The organism is Streptomyces sp. CB03234, assembly GCF_001905885.1.
In the GTDB taxonomy this organism is placed as follows: Bacteria; Actinomycetota; Actinomycetes; order Streptomycetales; family Streptomycetaceae; genus Streptomyces.
In genome coordinates this window covers 212,724-232,330 of sequence record NZ_LIYH01000001.1, presented here as the reverse complement: position 1 = coordinate 232,330, position 19,607 = coordinate 212,724, and the positions used below count along the sequence as shown (strand labels likewise).

Below are 19,607 nucleotides of genomic sequence, written 5' to 3'. Positions count from 1 at the left end.
GCGTGGGGTGTCCGTCCATCATCGCGCACGGCCCCGCCGCGATGGATGGTGGGGATCAGGGCCCCGGTTGTCAGTGGCGGATGCGAGACTTCCGCGGGTGAGCGAATCCCTGGGCAGCGGACCGGTTCGGCGTCCGCAGACGACACTGCGGCACCAGCTCGCCGAGCTGCGTGGCCCCGCCACCGCGCCGCGTCCGCTGGATGCCCGCGCGCTGGCGGCGCTGGCCGCCAATCCCGGCTGCAAGCGCCGGGCGCTGCTGGACGGTGCCGGGGTCGACAAGGCGGCGCTGGCGTCCGCGCTGGGGGCGCCGTCGGGCTTCGGGCAGTCGCAGTTCGCGTTCATGCGGGGCAATGCCTTCGAGGCCAAGGTGAAGGCCGACGGCGGTATGGAGCTGATGCGGCTGCTGGGCGTGGCCGAGCCCGGGGACGTCCGGGTCCCCGACCTGGCGGCGGCCGGGCCTGAGGGGCGTGCGGCGCGTACGGCGCTGGCGCTGCGGGAGGCGACGGCGGCCGGGGCGTGGTCGCTGCTGGACCACCCGATGCTGGCGCTGGAGGTGGCCGGTTCACCGGCGTATCTGGAGCCGGACGCGGTGGTGGTGCGTCCGGACGGGCGGTGGACGGTGGTGGAGATCAAGTCGTTCCCGATGGTCGACGGCTCGGCGGACGCGGCGAAGGTGGGCGCGGCGGCCCGGCAGGCCGCGGTGTACGTGCTGGCGCTGGAGCGGGTGGCGGCGCTGACGGAGGGCGCTTCGGTGGCGCACTCGGTGCTGCTGGTGTGCCCGAAGGACTTCTCCAACCAGCCGGCCGGCTCCGTCGTCGACGTACGCAAGCAGCTGTCGGTGACCCGGCGGCAGCTGGCCCGGCTGACCCGGATCGAGGACATCGCGGCCGCGCTGCCCGAGGGGGTCACCTTCGATGTGGCGGCGTGCTCGGCGGAGCAGTTGGCGGCGGCGGTGGAGGCGGTTCCGCATGCGTACGCGCCGGAGTGCCTGGCCGCGTGCGAGCTGGCGTTCCACTGCCGCGACCGGGCGCGGGCGGCGGACGCGGTGGAGGCGCTGGGGCGTTCGGTGCGCGGTGAGCTGGGCGGGCTGACGACGGTCGGCGCGGTGCTGGCGGCGGCGCGGGGGGAGTCGGGTGACCCGGACGACCCGGCGGTGTCGGCGCTGCGGCGGGCGGCGGCGCTGCGGGCGGAGTCCTTGGAGGGCGCATGTCGCTGATCTCCACGCTGGCGCGGCTGGAGGCCGTCGAGTCCGGGCGGGCGCAGCCGCTGGCGACGGTGCGGCACCGGCATGTGTCGGAGCGGCCGCTGGTCCTCGTTCCGCTGACGACCGCCGGTGAGGCGGGTGCGCCGCTCGGGGCGCTGGTGGGCACGGACCCGGAGGAGCCGCGGCTGCTGGTGGTGGCACAGCCGCGCGACCGGGACCTGCGGTTCGCGTTCCTGGCGGACCTGGCCGAGGCGGTGATCCCCCACCTCGACTCGTACGCGGACGACGTCGAGGCGGCGGAGAGGAACGAAACCGACCCGGAGACCGGCAAGAAGGTCAAGGTCGAGGTGGAGCTGTGCGCGGACGCGCCGCAGCTGATCGTGCCGAGCCGCGCGGGCGTCGAGTACGTCCGGCTGCTGGGCCGGTCGACGCGGTTCCGGCGCACGGCCGAGCAGGATCCGGAGACGCCGTTCCCGGCGCCGCCGCGCGTGCCGCTGCTGGGCCGGTGGCTGACGCACTACGGGGAGCGGGCGCGGGTGCCGGGCTCGTCGCTGTTGCTGGCGGCGACGGACCTGCTGAGCCGGCACTGGGCGACGGGCCAGTCGTCGCTGGAGGACCAGCATCTGGGGGCGCTGCTGGCCTGGGTCGACGCGCCGGACGGGCAGTCGGGCGCGGAGGCGGCGCTGCGGGCGGAGCTGGCGCGGGACCGGGACGGTCAGCTGCTGTGCCCGCCGGCCGGTCCGGCGACCGACCCGGCGTTCGACAACCGGCTGCTGGCGCCGGCGATCGAGCGGTACGACCGGGCCCGGCAGGCTCTGGCGTCGGCGGAGGACGGGGAGGCGGCCGACGAACGGCTGGGCGAGCTGCACCGGGCCGAGGGTGAGGTCCGGCGGCTGATCCTGACCCAGCTGCGGCCCACCTGGCAGGCGGTGTGGCGGGCGATCGAGCTGGTGCGGGAGTTGCCGCCGGGCGCGCGGGTGGCGGACCGGTGGACGCGGGACCGCTGGTCGTTCACCGGCCACCGGGACCGGGTGCGGGCGGGCGAGCCGCCCCAGCCGCGCCGGGACGACGCCGTGACGGCGGCGAACAAGCTGGCCGCGCGGGAGAGCGCCCAGGCGCAGCTGGAGGCGCAGGAGGCGCTGGACGACCCGCTGGTGATGGCGGGGCGGCGCCTGGCGGGCGAGGCGTTCCTCGCCGAGGTGGTGGACGTGACGATGGCCTGGTCGGAGTCGAAGCGGCCCTCGCCGCGGCCGCTGCTGACGGTGCGGACGGACGACCGGCCGCACCTGGGTGACCGGGTGAAGGTGTACCGGTCCCTGGAGGGCAAGCCGCAGGCGGCGGAGTTCGTACGGCAGGAGGAGGACGGGTCGCTGGTGCTGCGGCTGCTGGACCGGATGGGGCGTTCGAAGGACCCGGCGGAGGGCTCGGTGCCGGAGAAGGGCGACCGTCTGGTGTGGACGTTGTTCGAGCACGACCAGCGGGTGGGCCCGAAGCTGCCGGACCCGGAGGAGACGCCGTGGACGCACGGCGGGCCTCCCCGGAGCGATGCCGAGAGCCCCGACCCCGTGACCCCGGAGGACCTGCTGTGACGTTCGACCCTTCCGCGGAGGCCGCCCGGGCGACCCGGGAGATCCTCGACGACACGCTGCGCGGGGAGGCGCGGGGTGTCGTCGTGGACTCGCCGCCGGGCGCGGGCAAGTCGACGCTCGTCGTGCGGGCCGCGCTGGAGCTCGCGGCGGCCGGCCGGCCCCTGATGGTCGTCGCGCAGACGAACGCGCAGGTCGACGACCTGGTGCTGCGGCTCGCCGAGAAGGAGCCGGAGCTGCCGGTGGGCCGGCTGCACAGCAACGACTCGGACCCGTACGACAAGGCGCTCGACGACCTCGGCAACGTACGGAAGTCGGCGAAGGCGGCGGACCTCGCCGGGCTGGACGTGGTGATCTCGACGGCCGCGAAGTGGGCGCATGTGAAGGGCGTCGAGCCGTGGGGGCACGCCATCGTCGACGAGGCGTACCAGATGCGGTCGGACGCGCTGCTGGCGGTGGCGGGGCTGTTCGAGCGGGCGCTGTTCGTGGGCGACCCGGGGCAGCTGGACCCGTTCAGCGTGGTCGGCGCGGACCAGTGGGCGGGCCTGTCGTACGACCCCTCGGCCAGTGCGGTCTCGACCCTGCTGGCCCACAACCCGGATCTGCCGCAGCACCGGCTGCCGGTCTCCTGGCGGCTCCCGGCGTCGGCGGCGCCGCTCGTGTCGGACGCGTTCTACCCGTACACGCCGTTCCGCAGCGGGACGGGGCCCGGTGACCGGCGGCTGTCCTTCGGGGTGGCGTCGGACGGTTCGGGCCCGGACCGGGTGCTGGACGAGGCGGCCGCGTCGGGCTGGGGGCTGCTGGAGCTGCCGGCCCGGCACACCCCGCGTACGGACCCGGAGGCGGTACGGGCGGTGGCGCTGGTGGTGCGGCGGCTGCTCGACCGGGGCGGGGCGGCGACCAGCGAGCGCGCCGAGGAGCCCGTACCCCTGACGCCCGGCCGGATCGCGGTCGGCACGGCGCATCGCGACCAGGCGGCGGCGGTGCGGGCGGCGCTGGCGGACCTGGGCGTGGCGGGGGTCACGGTGGACACGGCGAACCGTCTCCAGGGGCGGGAGTACGACGTGACGGTCGTCCTGCATCCCCTGTCGGGCCGCCCTGACGCGACGGCGTTCCACCTGGAGACGGGCCGCCTGTGCGTGCTGGCGTCCCGGCACCGGCACGCGTGCGTCGTGGTGTGCCGGGCGGGCGTCGCGGACCTGCTGGACGAGCACCCGTCGACGGAGCCGGTGCAGCTGGGCGTGACGGTCAAGTTCCCGGACGGCTGGGAGGCGAACCACGCGGTGCTGTCCCACCTGTCGGAGCACCGGGTGGCGTGGTCGCCGTAGGGGCCCACCCGGTCCGCGGGGGGCGTACTTGCGCCGGGCGGGAGAATGGAAGGTGGTCCATCGCGACGGGGGCGTCCCCGCGGGTGGGGGAAGCACGTCGTGCGAAGAGGAGAGGTTCATGGCGGAAACCGAGCGGAGCGAGCAGCGGCGGCTCAGGCCTGCGCCCCTGCTCTTCGAGCCTGCGGAGGCCGCCTCCGACCCCGAGCACTTCTTCGACCTGGAGTCGATGGAGGACCCCAGGGAGCTGCTCGCCCGGTCCACCGAGCTGGCGCTGGCGTTCCGGGCGGCGACCGACCGGGCGGTGGAGTTCCAGGCGGTCGCGGCGGCGCAGCTCGCCGATCCGCAGCGGTTCGACCGGCTGACGGCCGGGGACATCGCCGAGCGCGCGGAGTGGACCGAGGACTATGCCAAGAAGATGATCGAGTTCGGTCGGGACCTGCTCCGCAGCGGAGGCCGCCCCGGCGAGGAGTAGCCGGGTGGCATATGACGGGGGCGCAAGATACTCCTCCTCACCCCACCCTGTCCCGGTTTTCGGCAACTCACCGGAACCGGTTCATCACGGCCGGTAGATGTGGATGTCATGAGCGCATGGTTGCGAGACGACGTCCACCACACCACCGAGGTCACGGCGGCCGGAGCCGGCTGGCTGGCGTCGGCCACGGCGTACCCGCGTTCCACCCTCGCCCTGTGGGAGTCACGGCCGACCGCGCCGGCGGTGCTGCCGTGCGGCTCGGCCTTCGACGTGGTGAGCGTGGAGTCGGTCTTCGGGCGCCGCATGCTCGACCGGCTGTGGGCGGAGGGTCCGGGCTCCGGCCCGGTCGCCGCGCACCGCGGCCGGACGCTGCTGTTCACCGCCCCCGGTACGGCCCACCGGCTGCCGTCCCTGCTCGGCTGGGAGGAGTGGGGGGACGCCGTACCGCCCCTGCTCTGCCACGGCACCGGAGACGCGATCACCGTGCCCCCGCTGACACCGGCACCGGACAGCGGCGGCGCCCCGCGCTGGCTGGTCGCGCCGGACACCCGGCACCCGTGGCTGCCGGGACCGGAGGTGATCCTCTGGGCCTGTGTGCGGGCGGCCCGCGCGGGGGCCGCCGCCGGGGTACGGATGTCGATTTTTCCTCCCGCCGATCAGGGTGCTAATGTCTACGACGTCAGCAGGCGCCGCTAGCTCAGTTGGTTAGAGCAGCTGACTCTTAATCAGCGGGTCCGGGGTTCGAGTCCCTGGCGGCGCACAGACGGGAAAAGCCCCTCGCGGAAGCGAGGGGCTTTTTCGTACGTCCCGGCCGTACGTCCCGGCCGTACGTCACTCCACGGTCACCCGCACCGTCCACGTGCCCGTCCGCGTCCGGTCGGCGACCTCGACCCGTGTGTTCTCCCCCGGCACCGTGAACGTCTCCCCCACGCCCAGTGGCGCGTCCGCCAGCGGAGGGTAGACCGACCGGTCCCAGCAGGCGTCGGTCGACGGGTGGGTGTCCACCACCTCGACGGGGCCGGCGCCCGACACGGCGTCCGTGCGGACCCGGTAGATCAGCACGCCCTCCGTACAGGTGCCGTGGTCGTTCCCGCTCGCCCCGCGGGCCTCGATCGCCAGCGCGCTGTTGCCGCCGGTCCTGACGACCGCGAGCCGGGTGCCGACCGACGCGCCCCGCTCGGGCGCCGCCGCCAGCGGTTCCAGGGTGAAGCGGCTGCTGCCGGGCCCGCCCATGCAGTGCACCTGGCGCCGGTTCAGCCAGCCCAGCTTCCACTTGTGCCAGCCGAAGAGTTCCGGGGCGAGTGCGAACTGGCTGCCCATCACGTCCCAGTCACCCACATGGGTGTCCCAGTCGCCCTTGCCGTCCATCGGCCGGTGATAGAGGTCCGGCAGGTCGAAGATGTGTCCGGTCTCATGGGCCAGGACGTTGCGGTCCGGTGGGTGCCGCTCGAAGACGGTCACCACCCGCTTGATCGCCGCGCCGTCGGCGTACAGCGGGGTGTTGAAGTTGACGACTTTCGTGGCGTCGGAGTCCACGCCGGGCGCGTCCGGGTCGGCGACCAGGTAGACGATGTCGTACCGCGAGAAGTCGACCACCGGGTCGGCCGCGGCGAGCGCGTCCCGCAGGTAGGCGGCGCGCCGGCCGGGCTCCCAGTCGCGCCGTATGGCGTACGAGGTGGAGGCGTGCGGCATCCGGACCCACTCGCGCCGCGGGTGCGGGCGCAGCGTGAACGTGCCGTACGAGGCGCGCTCGAAGAACTGGCTGGTGGCGGGGAAGTAGTCGGCGGCGAGTTCGTCCGGGGCGGTCAGCGGCCGGGAGTCGGGGAACGACAGGAAGACCATGAGCGCGTCGAGCTCGCGGACGGGCCGCGGGTAGGCGTCGTTCCACGTGTCCAGGCCGAGCGAGTGATGGGCGTCGGTACGCGGCAGGGCGCACGGGCCCGCCGCCGGGACGGCGCTCGCGGGGCCGGCGACGAGGCCGGTGGCGGCGAGCGAGAGGAGAGCGAAGAGGCCCGCGGCGGTGGACCGCAGGCGGCGGCGTTCCACTCCCTCGGGTGTCTGCTGACCCTCCACGTCGACCTCCGGTGCGGCATACGGGACGTCCCACCACCCTGTGGTGTTATGTGGTGGTACGTCCTGTTCCACTGCCCCAGTTGGGTGAGTGGCCGACGCGCCCCGCCGGTCCGCGAAGTTCACCGACAGTCACAACCGATCACGGCAGGACCGGCCCGTGCCACACCCGTGCAGAAACGATCGGCCACCTGTGGACGGTGGGGTTCCTCACAACAACCCCACGCGTCTCACCCGGTGGCGGCGCTGGAATGGCCGCCGCGAGAGCCTCTATGATCGGCACACTTTCCTGGCCGACCCATCCCGACCACATCTGTGCGTCACAACTGCCTTGCGGGAGCGAGCCGTGAACGGAACCTCCGAAGGACCGGGAGCTGCGGCAGTCTCACCGACCGGAACCGCCCGGCGGCCGGTCACAGAGCGTCATGAAACCGTCGGCGAACCGCGCCAGTCGGCGACCGCCGCTCGCGTCCCCCCGGAGGTGCCCGATTCCCGCGCGTCGCGCGACGCGCAGGCGCCACCCGAGCGGCCCCCGGGCGCCTCCCGGGAGCACACACCGGACGACCCGGACCTCGGCCCGCACTACCGCGCCCCGGCCGCGGACCCCGGCCACCGCCCGGACCCGGACCCGGATTGCCTCGCGCCCGCCCCGGACCACGTCCCGGCCCCCCACCACGACGCGGGCACCATCGACGGGCACGCCCCGCACGACTACCGCGCCGCCTTCAACGCCGCCCACATCGCCATGGCCGTCGTCGACCCCGAGGGACTGGTCGTCACCGCGAACGACGCCCTCGCCGCGCTGCTCGGCACCGACACCGCCTCCCTCCGCGAGCAGGCCGCCGCCGACCTCGTCGACCTCGCGTCCGACAGCCGCACCTGGCACGCCTACCGCGAAGTGCTGCGCGGCCGCCGCTCCCGCTTCCGCTGCACGCGCCGCCTGAAACATCCCGACGGGCGCTCCCTGTGGGCCGAGGTGACCGTCGCGCCGGTCACGCCCAGCCGGGGCGTCCTGCTGTCCATCGCCGACATCAGCGACCGGCGCCAGCTCCAGGCGCGGCTGCGCCACCTGCAGATGCACGACCCGGTGACCCGGCTCCCCAACCGCACCCTGTTCTTCGAGCGCCTGACCTCCGCGCTGGAGAACTCCTCGTACGACGACGGCGGCACAGGCCGGATCGGCCTGTGCTACCTGGACCTCGACGGGTTCAAGGCGGTCAACGACACCCTCGGGCACCGCGTCGGCGACCGGCTCCTCGCCGCCGTCGCCGCCCGGCTCACCGAGTGCGCCGACAGCGACGGCTACACCCGCGGCGGCGGGCACCTGGTGGCCCGGCTCGGCGGCGACGAGTTCGCGATCCTGGTCGAGGACTCCACCGGTACGGAACAGCTCGCCGACCTCGCCCGGTCCGTACTCACCGCCGTGCAGCGGCCGTTCGACCTGGCCGGGCAGCGGCTGTCGGTGTCGGCGTCCATCGGCGTCGTCGAACGGACCGCCGCCGGCACCACCGTCAACGGCCTGATGCAGGCCGCCGACACCACCCTGTACTGGGCCAAGGCCGACGGCAAGGCCCGCTGGACGCTCTTCGACCCCGAGCGCAACGCCCACCGCATGACACGGCAGTCGCTCTCCTCCACCCTCCGCCCGGCCGTCGAACGGGGCGAGTTCGCCCTGGAGTACCAGCCGCTCGTCGGCATGTCGGACGGCACCGTACGAGGCGTGGAGGCACTGGTCCGCTGGCACCACCCGCAGTTCGGTCCACTGGCGCCGAATCGGTTCATCGGAATTGCTGAAGAGGACGGCTCGATCGTCCAGCTCGGCCGCTGGGTGCTGCGTACGGCGTGCCGCCAGGCCCGGCAGTGGCAGCTGGACCACCCGAGCGAACGGCCGCTGTTCGTCAGCGTCAATGTCGCCGTACGCCAGGTGTGGGACTCCGACCTGGTCGCCGACGTGGCCGAGATCCTCGCCGAAACGGGACTCGCCCCCCACCTCCTCCAACTGGAGCTGACCGAGTCGGCGGTGATGGGCTCGGCCGGGCGGCCGCTGCAGGCCCTCCAGGCGCTCAGCGACATGGGGGTACGCATCGCCATCGACGACTTCGGCACCGGCTATTCCAACCTCGCCTACCTCAGCCGCCTCCCCGTCTCCGTCCTCAAGCTCGACGGCTCGTTCGTCCGCGGCTTCCAGGACGAGGAGCACCCCAACCCCGCGGACGAGGTGATCGTCGAGGCGTTGGTGCAGCTCGCGCACCGGCTGGGGCTGACCGTCACGGCCGAGTGCGTGGAGACGTCCGGCCAGGCGGCCCGGCTGCGCCGGATCGGCTGCGACACCGGCCAGGGCTGGCTCTACTCCCGCGCGGTCACCGCGGAACGCATCGCGGAACTGATCGGCATCGCTCCGGACTGATCCGCCCCTGCCCGGAGGGGACCACGGGCAGGGGCGGCGCTGTGCGGGAGGGTCAACAGGCGCCGAGGTCCTGCCAGACACCCCACTCACCCGTGGTGCCGGGCTCCTCGCCCTTCGTCCACCACTTGGCCTTCCAGGTGCGGCCCTTGTGGGAGACCTGCGCGCCACCGGTGTACTCCACGGCCGGTGACCAGGCCGCCGTCGCCGTGCACCCGGTCGGCGGGTTCGTAGGAGTCGGCGTGGGCGTCGGCGTGGGCGTGGGCGTGGGCGTCGGCGTGGGCGTGGGCGTCGGCGTGGGTGTCGGGTTCGCCGGAGAGCCACCGACCGCCGCCACGATGTCGTTCAGCAGCGTGGTCTTCTCATCCAGCCCGAGCAGCGAGTACATCATCGCGCCCGCCAGGCCCCGGCTGTGGGCGTAGTCCGCACGGGCCTGGATGGACCGCTTGTCCAGCCCGGTGAAGAACTCACCGTTCTTGTAGAAATAGGACGCCTTCGCTTCCTCGTCCCAGAAAGTCGTCGCCGCGTTGTCGACGATGCCGCCGAGCTCCTTGTAGTGCGCGATACCGGCCTGCTGGCTGACCGGCCGGGCGGCGGAGGCACCGGTCGCGGGCTGCGCGAGACCGTTCTTCGCCCCGGCCGGAACGCCCTTCCACCCCCGGTAGTAGAACTCGTACCCCAACGTCAGCTTGTTCGCGGGGAACCCGCCCGCGATGCCGTACGCCGCTTTGCCGTCGATCCACGCGTCGATGGCGTTGTCGATCGAGTACTTCTCGGTCCCGGGCTTGATGGGATCGGTCGGATCACTCGCACCGGAGTACAGCGGCGACTGGTGATAGGTGGGCCCGTCGCCGTCCCAGGCACCGTGCATGTCGTACGTCATGATGTTCGCGTAGTCGAGGTACGCGCCGATCTTGTCCGTCTCGATGTGCTTGATCTTGTCCTGCCCGGCCGGCAGGGCAGCGGTCAGCAGGTACTTCTTGCCGCCGTGGGCGGCCCCGTAGGCGTCCAGCTGCTTGCGGAACTCGGCCAGCAGCAGGGTGAAGTTCTGCTTGTCCTCGGGCCCGTAGTGGTTGCCGAGGTGACCGTCGGGCGAGCCCGGGTACTCCCAGTCGATGTCGATGCCGTCGAAGATCCCGGCGGCGGTGCCGGGACCGCCGTAACCGCCCTCGACCGGCAGGTCACCGGCGATGTACTGCTTGATGCACGAGGCCACGAGCTTCTTCCGGCTCGCATCGGTCTTCGCGGCGTCGTGGAAGTACTTGGAGTAGGTCCACCCGCCCAACGAAATATTGATCTTCAAATGCGGGTGCTTCGCCTTCAGCTCCTTGAACTGGTTGAAGACGCCCACGATCGGCTGGTCCCACTTGTCGGCGACGCCGTCGACGCTGTCGGCGGCCGAGAACGAACGCTGGTAGTCGGCGTACGAATCGCCCGCGCCGTCACCGGCGTTGGGGTTGTTGTCGTCACCGGCGGCCTTGTTGGCCTGGAAACAGGTCAGCTCGGTCGGATGGATGTTGCCGAACGAGTAGTTGATGATGTCGAGCTTGCCGGCGATCCCCCGCGTATCGAGGTGCTTGGGATAGAAGGCGTTCCCGTACACGCTCCACTGGTCGTAGTACGCGATCTTCACCCCGCCGGAGGACGACGCGGCGGTCTGGGCGGTGGCCGTGCCACCGACGGCGGCCAGCGCGCCGGCGGCGAGCACCACACTCGTGAGCGCGGCGATGAGGGGTCTGCGGTGGTGCACGTGCGGCCTCCGAGGGGGGTGTGCGGTACGGGAGTTGGAGAAGTAGTAGCCGCCGCGTGAACACCGCGTCAATGGTCCGGACCAAATGAGGACTAGACCAATCCGAGCAAGAAAACCCTCGTCACAGCCCTCCCCACCCCACGAAGAACCGCCCGCCACCACCGGTGACGAGCGGTTTAAGGCTCACTTAGGGATCTTGTGCGGCCGTTCCCAAGGCAGAACCGGCCCGCACCCGGCCATCACCCGGCCATCACCCGGCCGCCCCGAAACCGTACGCGTCCGCGATCAGCTCGTACGACCGCAGCCGCGCCTCCGCGCCGTGCGCGTTGGCCGTGATCATCAGCTCGTCGGCGCCCGTGCGCTTCTGGAGGTCGTCCAGACCGACCCGCACCGCGTCGGGCGTGCCGTGCACGACGTTCGCCAGCCAGTCGTCGACGAAGTGCCGCTCGGCGTCGCTGAACGCGTACGCCTCCGCCTCCTCCGGCGTCGGGATCAGACCGGGCCGCCCGGTGCGCAGCCGGACCATCGACAGGGCCCCGGTCAGCACCTGCCGCCGCGCCTCCCGCTCGTCCTCCGACGCAAGAGCCGAGACGCCGATCAAGGCGTACGGCGCGTCCAGCACCGCCGAAGGCCGGAACGAGTCCCGGTACAGGTCGAGCGCCGGGACGGTGTTCCGCGCCGAGAAGTGGTGGGCGAACGCGAACGGCAGCCCGAGCATCCCCGCCAGCCGGGCACTGAATCCGGAGGACCCCAGCAGCCACACGGGCGGCCGTCCGGACGGTCCCTGCACGGGCCCCGGGACGGCGTGGATCCGGGCGTACGGATGGCCGTCCGGGAAGTCGTCGTCCAGGAACCGCACCAGCTCCGCGAGCTGCTCCGGGAAATCGTCGGCCCCCTCCCCCACCCGCGACGTACGGCGCAGTGCCGCAGCCGTGGCTCCGTCTGTCCCGGGGGCCCGGCCCAGCCCCAGGTCGATACGGCCCGGGGCCATCGCCTCCAGGGTGCCGAACTGCTCGGCGATGACGAGCGGCGCGTGGTTGGGCAGCATGACGCCGCCCGAGCCGAGGCGGATGCGCGTCGTGTGGGCGGCGAGGTGGGCGAGAATCACGGCCGGCGACGACGAGGCGACACCGGGCATGGAGTGGTGTTCGGCGACCCAGTGGCGGTGGTAGCCGCGCCGCTCGGCCAGCTTGGCGAGGGCGACGCTGGTGGCCAGGGCCTGCGTGGCGGTGCGGCCGCTGCCGACGGTGACCAGGTCCAGTACCGACAGAGGTACGGGCGCGGTCCCGTTCGCCGTACCTCGAATCACGTCATCGCTCACCGGTGGGCCCTCCTGCGCGGGAAACACGTACAGCACCCCACAACAGGAGGCCCTCTCCGCTTTATTCCTTGCGCGCGAACAACGCCCCCAGCTCCGTCGACCACGCCCCCCGCCGCTCCGCCAGCCGCAGCCCCTCCCACACCGTCACCTGGTTCGCCGTGAGCACCGGCTTGCCCACCGCCGCCTCCAGCTGCGGCAGGCACCCCACCGTGTGCAGCGCCGTGTCCGGTACGAGGACGGCCTCCGCTCCCGGATGGTCGGCCGCCCGCACCAGCTCCAGCACCCGCTCCGGCCCCCACGTCGCGACCTCGGCCGCCGTGACGACCCCGCCCGCCCGGGAGGCGACGACCTCGACCCCGGCCGCCTTCAGGAACCGGACGAACAGCTCCGTGACGTCCTCCGGGTACGTGGCCGCCACCGCCACCCGCCCGGCGCCCACCTCCCGTACCGCGTGGGCGAAGCCGAACGAGGTGCTCGACGCCGGGAGCCCGGCCCGCACCGCAAGGGCACGGATCTGCTCATGGGCTCCCTCCCACCCGTACACGAACGATCCGCTCGTGCACGCCCACACCACCGACTCGGCGCCGGACAGGCGCAGCTCCTCGACACCCGTCGCGAGCCGTTCCACCGAGCCCATCTCCAGCAGCGCGTCGACCCGGTGGGCGTCCTCACCGATGTCGGTGTGGACGATCGGCACGTTGACGCCGCTCAGCAGCGTCTCGATGCGGGGGTAGTCGTCCTCGGCGGAGTGCCCGGGGTAGAGCAGTCCGACAGTCGTCATGTCACGCCCTCCTGGGGGTCGGGGGCCGACGGGGCCCCGGGGGCCGGCTGGGCCCCGTTCATGAGCAGCGCCTGGTACGGCCCGACGGCGCGGGCGCCGATCCGGCGCAGCGCCGCCCACATGGTGACCTGGTTCGCGGTCAGCACCGGCATCCTCAGTTCCGCCTCCAGCTGCGGGATCACGTCGTACGTCGCCAGGTTCGTGCAGGAGATGAACAGCACGTCGGCCGGGCGGGACACCGTGTCCACCACCGCCCGCCGCGCCATGTCCACCACCTCGCGGTACGGCACCTTCCAGATGTGCCGGGTCAGCCCGAGGAAGGCCCGCCCCGTCACGGCTGCCCCGGCTTCCCGCAGGTAGTCCTCCAGCGCCCGGGTCACCGACTCGGTGTACGGCGTGACCAGCGCGATCCGGTGGACGCCCAGCTCGGCCAGCGCCTCCAGGAGGGCGCCGGAGGTCGTCACCGAGGTCACCTCGCCCGCCCGGGTCATCGCGGCGCACATGGCTCGCTCCCCCGCCAGGCCGGCGACGAAACTGCCGGAGGCGCAGGCGTAGGCGACGACCTCCGGCTCGGACGCCGACAGCGCCCGTACGGCCTCCGTCAGCGTCTGGTGCTCGCTGACGAGCCGGGCCAGGTCCAGGGACACCTCCACCGGCACGTACGGCGTGCGGGTCAGCCGCAGCGAGACCTCGTCGGGCACCCAGCGCCACAGTTCGCGGTCGAGGGCGAAGTCGAACGGCGCGACGACGCCGACACCGCGCTGCGGGCCGGGCCCGCCCAGGAAGGAGACGTCCATGGCCAACCCCCAGCCTCTTGTTGACGACGGTAGGTTCGGGTGCGAGCGTGGTCAATTGATGCCGTTGCCGACAATCCTCGTTCTCGAGGCAGACCCTCCGCCCCGCCTCGGCCGTCTGATCGGGCAGGCGGAGGTGCGGTACGCCGACGAGGACACCCTCGCCGCCGGGCTTCCCACCGCCGATGTGCTCCTGGTGTGGGACTTCACCTCCGACGCGGTCCGCGTGGCGTGGCCGGGTGACGGGCCGAGACCCCGCTGGGTGCACACGCCGAGCGCGGGGGTGGACCGGCTGCTGTGTCCTGAACTGGTCGCGTCGGACACGGTGGTGACGAACGCGCGGGGCGTGTTCGAGGAGCCGATCGCCGAGTACGTGGCGGGTCTGGTGCTGGCCATGGCGAAGGACCTGCCGGGCTCGCTGGAGCTGCAACGGCAGCGCCTCTGGCGGCATCGCGAGGGCCTGATGGTCGCGGGCAGCCGCGCGGTGGTGGTCGGGGCGGGGCCGATCGGGCGGGCGATCGCCACGACGCTACGGGCGCTGGGCGTGCGGACGGCGGTCGTGGGGCGGACGGCGCGGCCGCGTATCCATGGGGCGGATGAGCTGGACCTGCTGCTGACGCGGGCGGACTGGGTGGTGTGTGCGGCGCCGCTGACGGAATCGACGCGCGGGATGTTCGACGCGCGTCGTTTTGGGCTGATGCAGCCGTCGGCGCGGTTCATCAATGTGGGGCGAGGGCGGCTGGTCGTGGAGGACGACCTGGTGACAGCGGTGCGCAAGCGATGGATCGCGGGGGCGGCGCTGGATGTGTTCACCGAGGAACCGCTCGGCGAGGACAGTGCGCTGTGGGACGTGCCGGGGCTGATCATCTCGCCGCACATGAGCGGGGACACGGTGGGCTGGCGGGACCGGCTGGGGGCGCAGTTCGTGGAGATGTACGAGTTGTGGGCGGCCGGGCAGCCGCTGCCGAACGTGGTGGACAAGAAACGTGGGTACGTACCCGTGCATGACTGAGCCGACGACGTTCCTCACGGATCTGACCGCCCGCCAACTCCTCGACGGTTACGCGCGTGGCGACTTCTCGCCGGTGGACGCGGTGCGTGCGGCGCTGGACCGGATCGAGGCGGTGGAGCCGCTGGTGAACGCGTTCGTGCGGGTGGACGCGGAGGAGGCGCTGGCGGGCGCGGCCGCCTCGGCGGAGCGGTGGCGGCGCGGGGAGCCGAGGGGGCGGCTGGACGGGGTGCCGGTGACGGTGAAGGACGTCCTGCTCCAGGCGGGTGGCCCGACGCTGCGCGGTTCGAGGACCGTACGGAGGGAGGGCCCCTGGGACGAGGACGCGCCGTCGGTGGCGCGGATGCGGGAGGAGGGGGCGGTGTTCCTGGGCAAGACGACGACGCCGGAGTTCGGCTGGAAGGGCGTCACGGACTCGCCGCTGTCGGGCATCACCCGCAACCCGCACGATCCGTCGCGGACGGCGGGCGGTTCCAGCGGGGGCAGCGCGGCGGCGGTGGCGCTGGGGGCGGGGGCGCTGTCGCTGGGGTCGGACGGGGGCGGATCGATCCGCATCCCGGCGTCGTTCTGCGGGGTCTTCGGGCTGAAGCCGACGTACGGGCGGGTGCCGATCTATCCGGCGAGCCCGTACGGCACGCTGGCGCACGCGGGCCCGATGACCCGCGACGCGGCGGACGCGGCGCTGCTGCTGGACGTGATCAGTGGGGAGGACTGGCGGGACTGGTCGCACCTGGGCCCGGCGCGGCCGGTGAGCGCCACGCTGCAGGAGGGCGTGAAGGGGCTGCGGGTCGCTTACTCGGCGTCCCTGGGCGGGCAGGTGGCGGTGCACCCGGAGGTGGCGTCGGCGGTGCGGGCGGCGGTGGAGCGGCTGGCGGGGCTGGGGGCGTACGTGGAGGAGGCGGATCCGGACTTCGCGGACCCGGTGGACGCCTTCCACACGCTGTGGTTCAGCGGGGCGGCGCGGCTGGTCCAGCAATTGGGGCGGGAGCAGCGGGAGCTGCTGGATCCGGGGCTGCGGGAGATCGGCGAGCGCGGGGCGCGGTACAGCGCGGTGGAGTATCTGGCGGCGGTGGACGTGCGGGCGGCGCTGGGCCGCCGGATGGGCAGGTTCCACTCCGCGTACGACGTGCTGGTGACGCCGACGCTGCCGCTGACGGCGTTCGACGTGGGCCGGGAGGCGCCGGAGGGGATGCGGCGGTGGACGGCGTGGACGCCGTTCACGTACCCCTTCAACCTGACGCAGCAGCCGGCCGCGTCCGTGCCCGTGGGCACCGACGGCGAGGGTCTGCCGATCGGGCTGCAGCTGGTGGCCGCCCGCCACCGGGACGATCTGGTGCTGCGGGCGGCGCACGCGCTGTACGAGTCGGGCGCGGCGAACGTCCCCAAGCCTTGAGGGCTACGCCCGGGTCTACGCCCGGCGGAAGCTGAGCGTCTCTCCGAGCGCGCCCGCGCGCCACAGGTCCTGGCAGGCCTCGGCCATCCGGTCGAGGCCGTCGACCACCGTGCCCCACACGATGCCGGGGACCCAGCCGGTGTCGCCGTTGAGCAGCAGGTTGTTGCGCTCGTAGAAGAGGGCGAGGTCGACGGTGACGGGCCGGTGGGCGAGTTCTTCGCGCCCGTATCCGTACGCCGCCGTTCCCAACTCCGTACCTTCGAAGGTGAAATAACACAGATCGCCCGGAATGGGGGTCACGGTCGGGTTCTCCAGCGGCGGTTCCCTGTCCGCGAAGGCGGGAAACAGGGCGTAGATCTCATTACGGGCATACTTCGCGTGGTAGACATCGCCGCCCAGCGGCAGCGCCTCCCACACGGCCGTGCAGGTCAACGGCGCCCGGTCGTCCAGCAGTCTCGCGGTGCACCGTACGCCGCGCTTGTCGAGGGACACGGTCAGGTATCGGTCGGCCATCCTGTAGGCATACCCCGCCCGGAGGCGGGTAGCGGCGCGCCCATGGCTCGAACAGCTCGTCGACACAGAACAGGCCCCACGGGCTCCATACCGCGGCGCACCCTGCTGCTCGGCTCCGCCGTGGCGGCCATGGGCGCCACGGCGGCCACCGGTTGCAGCAGGGTCGCCTCCGGCAACGCGCTCGACCGGCTCAGATCCCAGGGCACCGTCCGCCTCGGTATCGCCGGCGAAGTGCCCTACGGGTATGTCGACGAGCAGGGCGAGTTCACCGGTGAGGCGCCGGAACTGGCCAAGGTGGTCTTCCAGCGGCTCGGCATCGGCCGCGTCCAGCCCGTCGCGACCGATTTCGCCTCCCTGATCCCCGGCCTGAACTCGCAGCAGTTCGACGTCGTCTCGGCCGGGATGTACATCAACAAGGAGCGCTGCGCGCAGGTCATCTTCTCCGACCCCGAGTACCAGATGCTCGACTCGTTCATCGTCCGCAAGGGCAACCCCAAGAACCTCCGGTCGTACGAGGACGTGGTGCGCACCGGGGCCAGGATCGCCACCGGCAGCGGGTACGCGCAGATCGACCACGCCGTGGCGGCCGGGTACCCCGAGAAGGACATCGTCATTCTCCAGGACCAGGTGGCCGGGCTGAACGCCGTCGAGTCCGGCCGCGTGGACGCCTTCGTCACCACGGCCCTGACGACCCGTGAGGTGGTGAGGAAGAGCAGGAAGGCGGAGGCGACGGCGCCCTTCGCGGCGGTCGTCGACGGCAAGAAGAAGATCGACGGCGGCGGCTTCGCCTTCCGCCCCACCGACACGGAGCTGCGCGACGCCTTCAACGCCGAGATCCACGCGATGAAGAAGAGCGGTGAGCTGTTCCGCATCCTGCGGCCGTTCGGCTTCACGCAGGCAGAGATGACCACCCTCACCGCCGAGGAGTTGTGCCGATGACCGCCGGACTCTGGCAGAACTGGGTACTGCCCGGCATCTGGATCACCATCCAGCTCCTCGTCTACAGCTCCGCCCTGGCCGCGCTGGTCGCCTTCACCGTCGGCATGGCCCGCACCCACCGCTCCCTGTTCGTCCGCTTCGTCGCGGGCACGTACACGGAGGTCTTCCGGGGCACGTCGGCGCTGATCCTGATGTTCTGGCTGTTCTTCGTGGTGCCGCCACTGCTGGGCTGGCAGCTGGTACCGATGTGGGCGGCGGTGCTCGCACTGGGCCTGTCGTACGGGGCGTACGGCGCCGAGATCGTGCGCGGCGCCCTCAACTCCGTACCGGCCGCCCAGCGGGAGGCGGGCATCGCCCTCAGCTTCACGCCCTGGCAGCGGATGCGGCTGGTGGTGCTGCCACAGGCGGTCCCCGAGATGATCCCGAGCTTCTGCAACCTGCTCGTCGAACTGCTCAAGGGCACGGCGCTGGTGTCGCTGCTCGGGGTCGGCGACGTGTCCTTCGCCGCGTATCTGGTGCGCCTGGCCACCCAGGAGAGCGCGCAGATCTACTCCATCATCCTGGTGATCTACTTCGTGATCGCGTTCGTCATCACCCGGTCCATGAAGGCGCTCGAACGCAAGACCAAGGCCAACCTGGGGGTGGTGGCCAAGTGACCTGGGACTGGTCCGCGGTGGCGGACTTCATGCCGCGTTTCTGGGACGGGCTGCTGGTCACCCTCCAGGTGCTGGTGCTCGGCTCGCTGATCTCCTTCACGCTGGGGCTGGTGTGGGCGGCCGGTTTCCGGGCGCCGAGCCGCTTCGTGCGGTGGCCGGTGCATGTGGTGACCGAGTTCATCCGCAACACGCCGCTGCTGGTGCAGCTGTTCTTCCTGTTCTTCGTGCTGCCGGAGTGGGGGGTGCAGTTCTCGGCGCTGACCACCGGAACCCTCGCCATCGGGCTGCACTACTCGACGTACACCGCACAGGTCTACCGGGCGGGCATCGACGCCGTGCCCGTCGGGCAGTGGGAGGCGGCCACCGCGCTGAGCCTGCCCGCCCACCGGACGTGGTTCGCGGTGATCATGCCGCAGGCGCTGCGCCGGATCGCGCCGGCGCTCGGCAACTACGTCATCGCGATGCTGAAGGACACGCCGCTGCTGGCCGGGATCAGTGTGCTGGAGCTGCTCCAGCAGTCGCGGCTGGAGAGCGCGTCGACCTTCCAGTACACCGAGCCGCTGACGGTCGTCGGTGTCGCCTTCGTCCTCATCGCCTATCCGGCTTCCCTCTTCGTACGGTCCCTGGAGCGCCGCCTTGTCAAGTGAACTCATTCGTTTCGAGAACGTCAGCAAGCGCTTCGGCGAGAACACGGTCCTGGACGACCTGTGCTTCTCGGTGGAGGAGGGCAAGCACGTCACGCTCATCGGCCCGTCCGGGTCGGGCAAGACCACGATCCTGCGGATGCTGATGACCCTGGAGCGGCCCGACTCGGGGACCATCCAGGTGGGCGGCGGCCGGCTGTTCCCGGCCGACGAGAAGCAGCGGCGTGAGGTGCGCAAGAAGATCGGCATGGTCTTCCAGCAGTTCAACCTCTTCCCCAACATGTCGGTGCTGCGCAACATCACCGAGGCGCCGGTGCGGGTCCTCGGCCTGGACAAGGACGAGGCCGAACAGCGCGCCCGGGAGCTGCTGGACCTGGTGGGTCTGGGCGAGAAGTGTGACGCCAGACCCGCCCAGCTCTCGGGCGGCCAGCAGCAGCGGGTGGCGATCGCGCGGGCGCTGGCGATGCGGCCGCGGGTGCTGCTGCTGGACGAGGTGACGTCGGCGCTGGACCCGGAGCTGGTGGCCGGTGTGCTGGACCTGCTGCGGGACATCGCCCGGAGCAGGGACATCACCATGCTCTGCGTCACCCACGAGATGAACTTCGCCCGCGACATCTCGGACGAGGTCTTCATGTTCGATTCCGGGAAGGTGATCGAGTCCGGTTCGCCGGAGAAAATCTTCTCCGATCCGGAGCACGAACGTACGCGCGACTTCCTCGGCGCGGTGCTCTGACCTTTCGTTA

General features: G+C 72.1%; 18 protein-coding genes and 1 tRNA gene. 13 read left to right on the top strand and 6 right to left on the bottom strand.

Features of this window, described 5'->3' with window-relative positions; translation table 11 throughout:
* Positions 1 to 97 precede the first annotated feature (97 nt).
* The 6 genes from AMK26_RS01070 to AMK26_RS01045 all read left to right on the top strand — a co-directional run bounded on the left by AMK26_RS01070 (position 98) and on the right by AMK26_RS01045 (position 5,350).
* Complete coding sequence (locus AMK26_RS01070) at positions 98 to 1,216, top strand: hypothetical protein (protein ID WP_073750833.1); 1,119 nt, start codon at positions 98 to 100, stop codon at positions 1,214 to 1,216.
* Positions 1,207 to 2,793 carry a hypothetical protein gene (locus AMK26_RS01065; protein ID WP_073750831.1) on the top strand — a complete coding sequence of 529 codons (1,587 nt, stop codon included), beginning with the start codon at positions 1,207 to 1,209 and terminating at the stop codon, positions 2,791 to 2,793. The genes AMK26_RS01070 and AMK26_RS01065 overlap by 10 nt, the downstream gene beginning before the upstream one ends.
* Positions 2,790 to 4,118 (top strand): AAA family ATPase, encoded by a 1,329-nt coding sequence (locus tag AMK26_RS01060; RefSeq protein WP_073750829.1) that lies wholly within the window; start codon positions 2,790 to 2,792, stop codon positions 4,116 to 4,118. The genes AMK26_RS01065 and AMK26_RS01060 overlap by 4 nt, the downstream gene beginning before the upstream one ends.
* 118 nt (positions 4,119 to 4,236) lie before the next feature.
* On the top strand, positions 4,237 to 4,590 hold the full coding sequence (locus AMK26_RS01055; RefSeq protein WP_073750827.1) for a hypothetical protein: 354 nt from the start codon (positions 4,237 to 4,239) through the stop codon (positions 4,588 to 4,590).
* Between the two features lie 108 nt (positions 4,591 to 4,698).
* The gene (locus AMK26_RS01050; protein ID WP_079277392.1) at positions 4,699 to 5,286 is read left to right on the top strand and encodes a bifunctional DNA primase/polymerase; all 588 of its coding nucleotides are present in this window, start codon (positions 4,699 to 4,701) and stop codon (positions 5,284 to 5,286) included.
* Positions 5,277 to 5,350: transfer RNA gene (locus AMK26_RS01045), tRNA-Lys, on the top strand. The genes AMK26_RS01050 and AMK26_RS01045 overlap by 10 nt, the downstream gene beginning before the upstream one ends.
* A gap of 71 nt (positions 5,351 to 5,421) precedes the next feature.
* Here the strand turns inward: AMK26_RS01045 and AMK26_RS01040 are convergent.
* Positions 5,422 to 6,663 (bottom strand): M6 family metalloprotease domain-containing protein, encoded by a 1,242-nt coding sequence (locus AMK26_RS01040; protein WP_073750823.1) that lies wholly within the window; start codon positions 6,661 to 6,663, stop codon positions 5,422 to 5,424.
* 742 nt (positions 6,664 to 7,405) lie between these two features.
* Here AMK26_RS01040 and AMK26_RS01035 point away from each other — a divergent pair.
* The gene (locus AMK26_RS01035; RefSeq protein WP_241837805.1) at positions 7,406 to 9,067 is read left to right on the top strand and encodes a putative bifunctional diguanylate cyclase/phosphodiesterase; all 1,662 of its coding nucleotides are present in this window, start codon (positions 7,406 to 7,408) and stop codon (positions 9,065 to 9,067) included.
* 52 nt (positions 9,068 to 9,119) lie between these two features.
* Here the strand turns inward: AMK26_RS01035 and AMK26_RS01030 are convergent, their stop codons facing one another.
* From AMK26_RS01030 to AMK26_RS01015, 4 genes are all read right to left on the bottom strand, one after another.
* On the bottom strand, positions 9,120 to 10,814 hold the full coding sequence (locus AMK26_RS01030; RefSeq protein WP_073750821.1) for a glycosyl hydrolase family 18 protein: 1,695 nt from the start codon (positions 10,812 to 10,814) through the stop codon (positions 9,120 to 9,122).
* Between the two features lie 250 nt (positions 10,815 to 11,064).
* Complete coding sequence (locus AMK26_RS01025; RefSeq protein ID WP_073752917.1) at positions 11,065 to 12,135, bottom strand: LLM class flavin-dependent oxidoreductase; 1,071 nt, start codon at positions 12,133 to 12,135, stop codon at positions 11,065 to 11,067.
* Positions 12,136 to 12,196: 61 nt separating this feature from the next.
* Complete coding sequence (locus tag AMK26_RS01020) at positions 12,197 to 12,916, bottom strand: maleate cis-trans isomerase family protein (protein ID WP_073750819.1); 720 nt, start codon at positions 12,914 to 12,916, stop codon at positions 12,197 to 12,199.
* The gene (locus AMK26_RS01015) at positions 12,913 to 13,713 is read right to left on the bottom strand and encodes a maleate cis-trans isomerase family protein (protein WP_073750817.1); all 801 of its coding nucleotides are present in this window, start codon (positions 13,711 to 13,713) and stop codon (positions 12,913 to 12,915) included. The genes AMK26_RS01020 and AMK26_RS01015 overlap by 4 nt, the downstream gene beginning before the upstream one ends.
* Before the next feature lie 58 nt (positions 13,714 to 13,771).
* On the opposite strand from AMK26_RS01015, the gene AMK26_RS01010 reads away from it, so the two are divergent.
* Together AMK26_RS01010 and AMK26_RS01005 are read left to right on the top strand one after the other, a co-directional pair.
* Positions 13,772 to 14,722 carry a D-2-hydroxyacid dehydrogenase gene (locus tag AMK26_RS01010; RefSeq protein ID WP_073752915.1) on the top strand — a complete coding sequence of 317 codons (951 nt, stop codon included), beginning with the start codon at positions 13,772 to 13,774 and terminating at the stop codon, positions 14,720 to 14,722.
* Positions 14,715 to 16,112 carry an amidase gene (locus tag AMK26_RS01005; RefSeq protein ID WP_073752913.1) on the top strand — a complete coding sequence of 466 codons (1,398 nt, stop codon included), beginning with the start codon at positions 14,715 to 14,717 and terminating at the stop codon, positions 16,110 to 16,112. Before AMK26_RS01010 ends, AMK26_RS01005 begins: the two co-directional genes overlap by 8 nt.
* A 15-nt stretch (positions 16,113 to 16,127) precedes the next feature.
* On the opposite strand, the gene AMK26_RS01000 is transcribed toward AMK26_RS01005, so the two are convergent.
* Positions 16,128 to 16,625 carry a DUF3830 family protein gene (locus AMK26_RS01000; RefSeq protein ID WP_073750815.1) on the bottom strand — a complete coding sequence of 166 codons (498 nt, stop codon included), beginning with the start codon at positions 16,623 to 16,625 and terminating at the stop codon, positions 16,128 to 16,130.
* Positions 16,626 to 16,667: 42 nt separating this feature from the next.
* Here AMK26_RS01000 and ehuB point away from each other — a divergent pair, with 42 nt between their 5' ends.
* Genes ehuB through ehuA form a run of 4 tightly spaced genes read left to right on the top strand, consistent with a single transcriptional unit; the run spans position 16,668 to position 19,597 of the window.
* Complete coding sequence (gene ehuB / locus AMK26_RS00995) at positions 16,668 to 17,564, top strand: ectoine/hydroxyectoine ABC transporter substrate-binding protein EhuB (RefSeq protein WP_073750813.1); 897 nt, start codon at positions 16,668 to 16,670, stop codon at positions 17,562 to 17,564.
* Positions 17,561 to 18,220, top strand: coding sequence for an ectoine/hydroxyectoine ABC transporter permease subunit EhuC (ehuC, locus tag AMK26_RS00990; protein WP_073750811.1), 660 nt, complete (start codon positions 17,561 to 17,563; stop codon positions 18,218 to 18,220). The genes ehuB and ehuC overlap by 4 nt, the downstream gene beginning before the upstream one ends.
* Positions 18,217 to 18,867 (top strand): ectoine/hydroxyectoine ABC transporter permease subunit EhuD, encoded by a 651-nt coding sequence (gene ehuD, locus AMK26_RS00985; protein WP_073750809.1) that lies wholly within the window; start codon positions 18,217 to 18,219, stop codon positions 18,865 to 18,867. Before ehuC ends, ehuD begins: the two co-directional genes overlap by 4 nt.
* Entirely contained in the window at positions 18,857 to 19,597 is a 741-nt protein-coding gene (gene ehuA / locus AMK26_RS00980) for an ectoine/hydroxyectoine ABC transporter ATP-binding protein EhuA (RefSeq protein ID WP_241837758.1), read from the top strand. The genes ehuD and ehuA overlap by 11 nt, the downstream gene beginning before the upstream one ends.
* The last annotated feature ends 10 nt before the right edge of the window (positions 19,598 to 19,607 follow it).

Bases quoted from the DNA above. Each gene is read 5' to 3' on its own strand.
- AMK26_RS01005 (WP_073752913.1), top strand. From the start codon at position 14,715: ATGACTGAGCCGACGACGTTCCTCACGGATCTGACCGCCCGCCAACTC.
- ehuC (WP_073750811.1), top strand. From the start codon at position 17,561: ATGACCGCCGGACTCTGGCAGAACTGGGTACTGCCCGGCATCTGGATC.
- AMK26_RS01020 (WP_073750819.1), bottom strand. From the start codon at position 12,916: ATGACGACTGTCGGACTGCTCTACCCCGGGCACTCCGCCGAGGACGAC.
- AMK26_RS01055 (WP_073750827.1), top strand. From the start codon at position 4,237: ATGGCGGAAACCGAGCGGAGCGAGCAGCGGCGGCTCAGGCCTGCGCCC.
- AMK26_RS01010 (WP_073752915.1), top strand. From the start codon at position 13,772: ATGCCGTTGCCGACAATCCTCGTTCTCGAGGCAGACCCTCCGCCCCGC.
- AMK26_RS01065 (WP_073750831.1), top strand. From the start codon at position 1,207: ATGTCGCTGATCTCCACGCTGGCGCGGCTGGAGGCCGTCGAGTCCGGG.
- AMK26_RS01015 (WP_073750817.1), bottom strand. From the start codon at position 13,713: ATGGACGTCTCCTTCCTGGGCGGGCCCGGCCCGCAGCGCGGTGTCGGC.
- ehuB (WP_073750813.1), top strand. From the start codon at position 16,668: ATGGCTCGAACAGCTCGTCGACACAGAACAGGCCCCACGGGCTCCATA.
- AMK26_RS01035 (WP_241837805.1), top strand. From the start codon at position 7,406: ATGGCCGTCGTCGACCCCGAGGGACTGGTCGTCACCGCGAACGACGCC.
- AMK26_RS01000 (WP_073750815.1), bottom strand. From the start codon at position 16,625: ATGGCCGACCGATACCTGACCGTGTCCCTCGACAAGCGCGGCGTACGG.
- AMK26_RS01050 (WP_079277392.1), top strand. From the start codon at position 4,699: ATGAGCGCATGGTTGCGAGACGACGTCCACCACACCACCGAGGTCACG.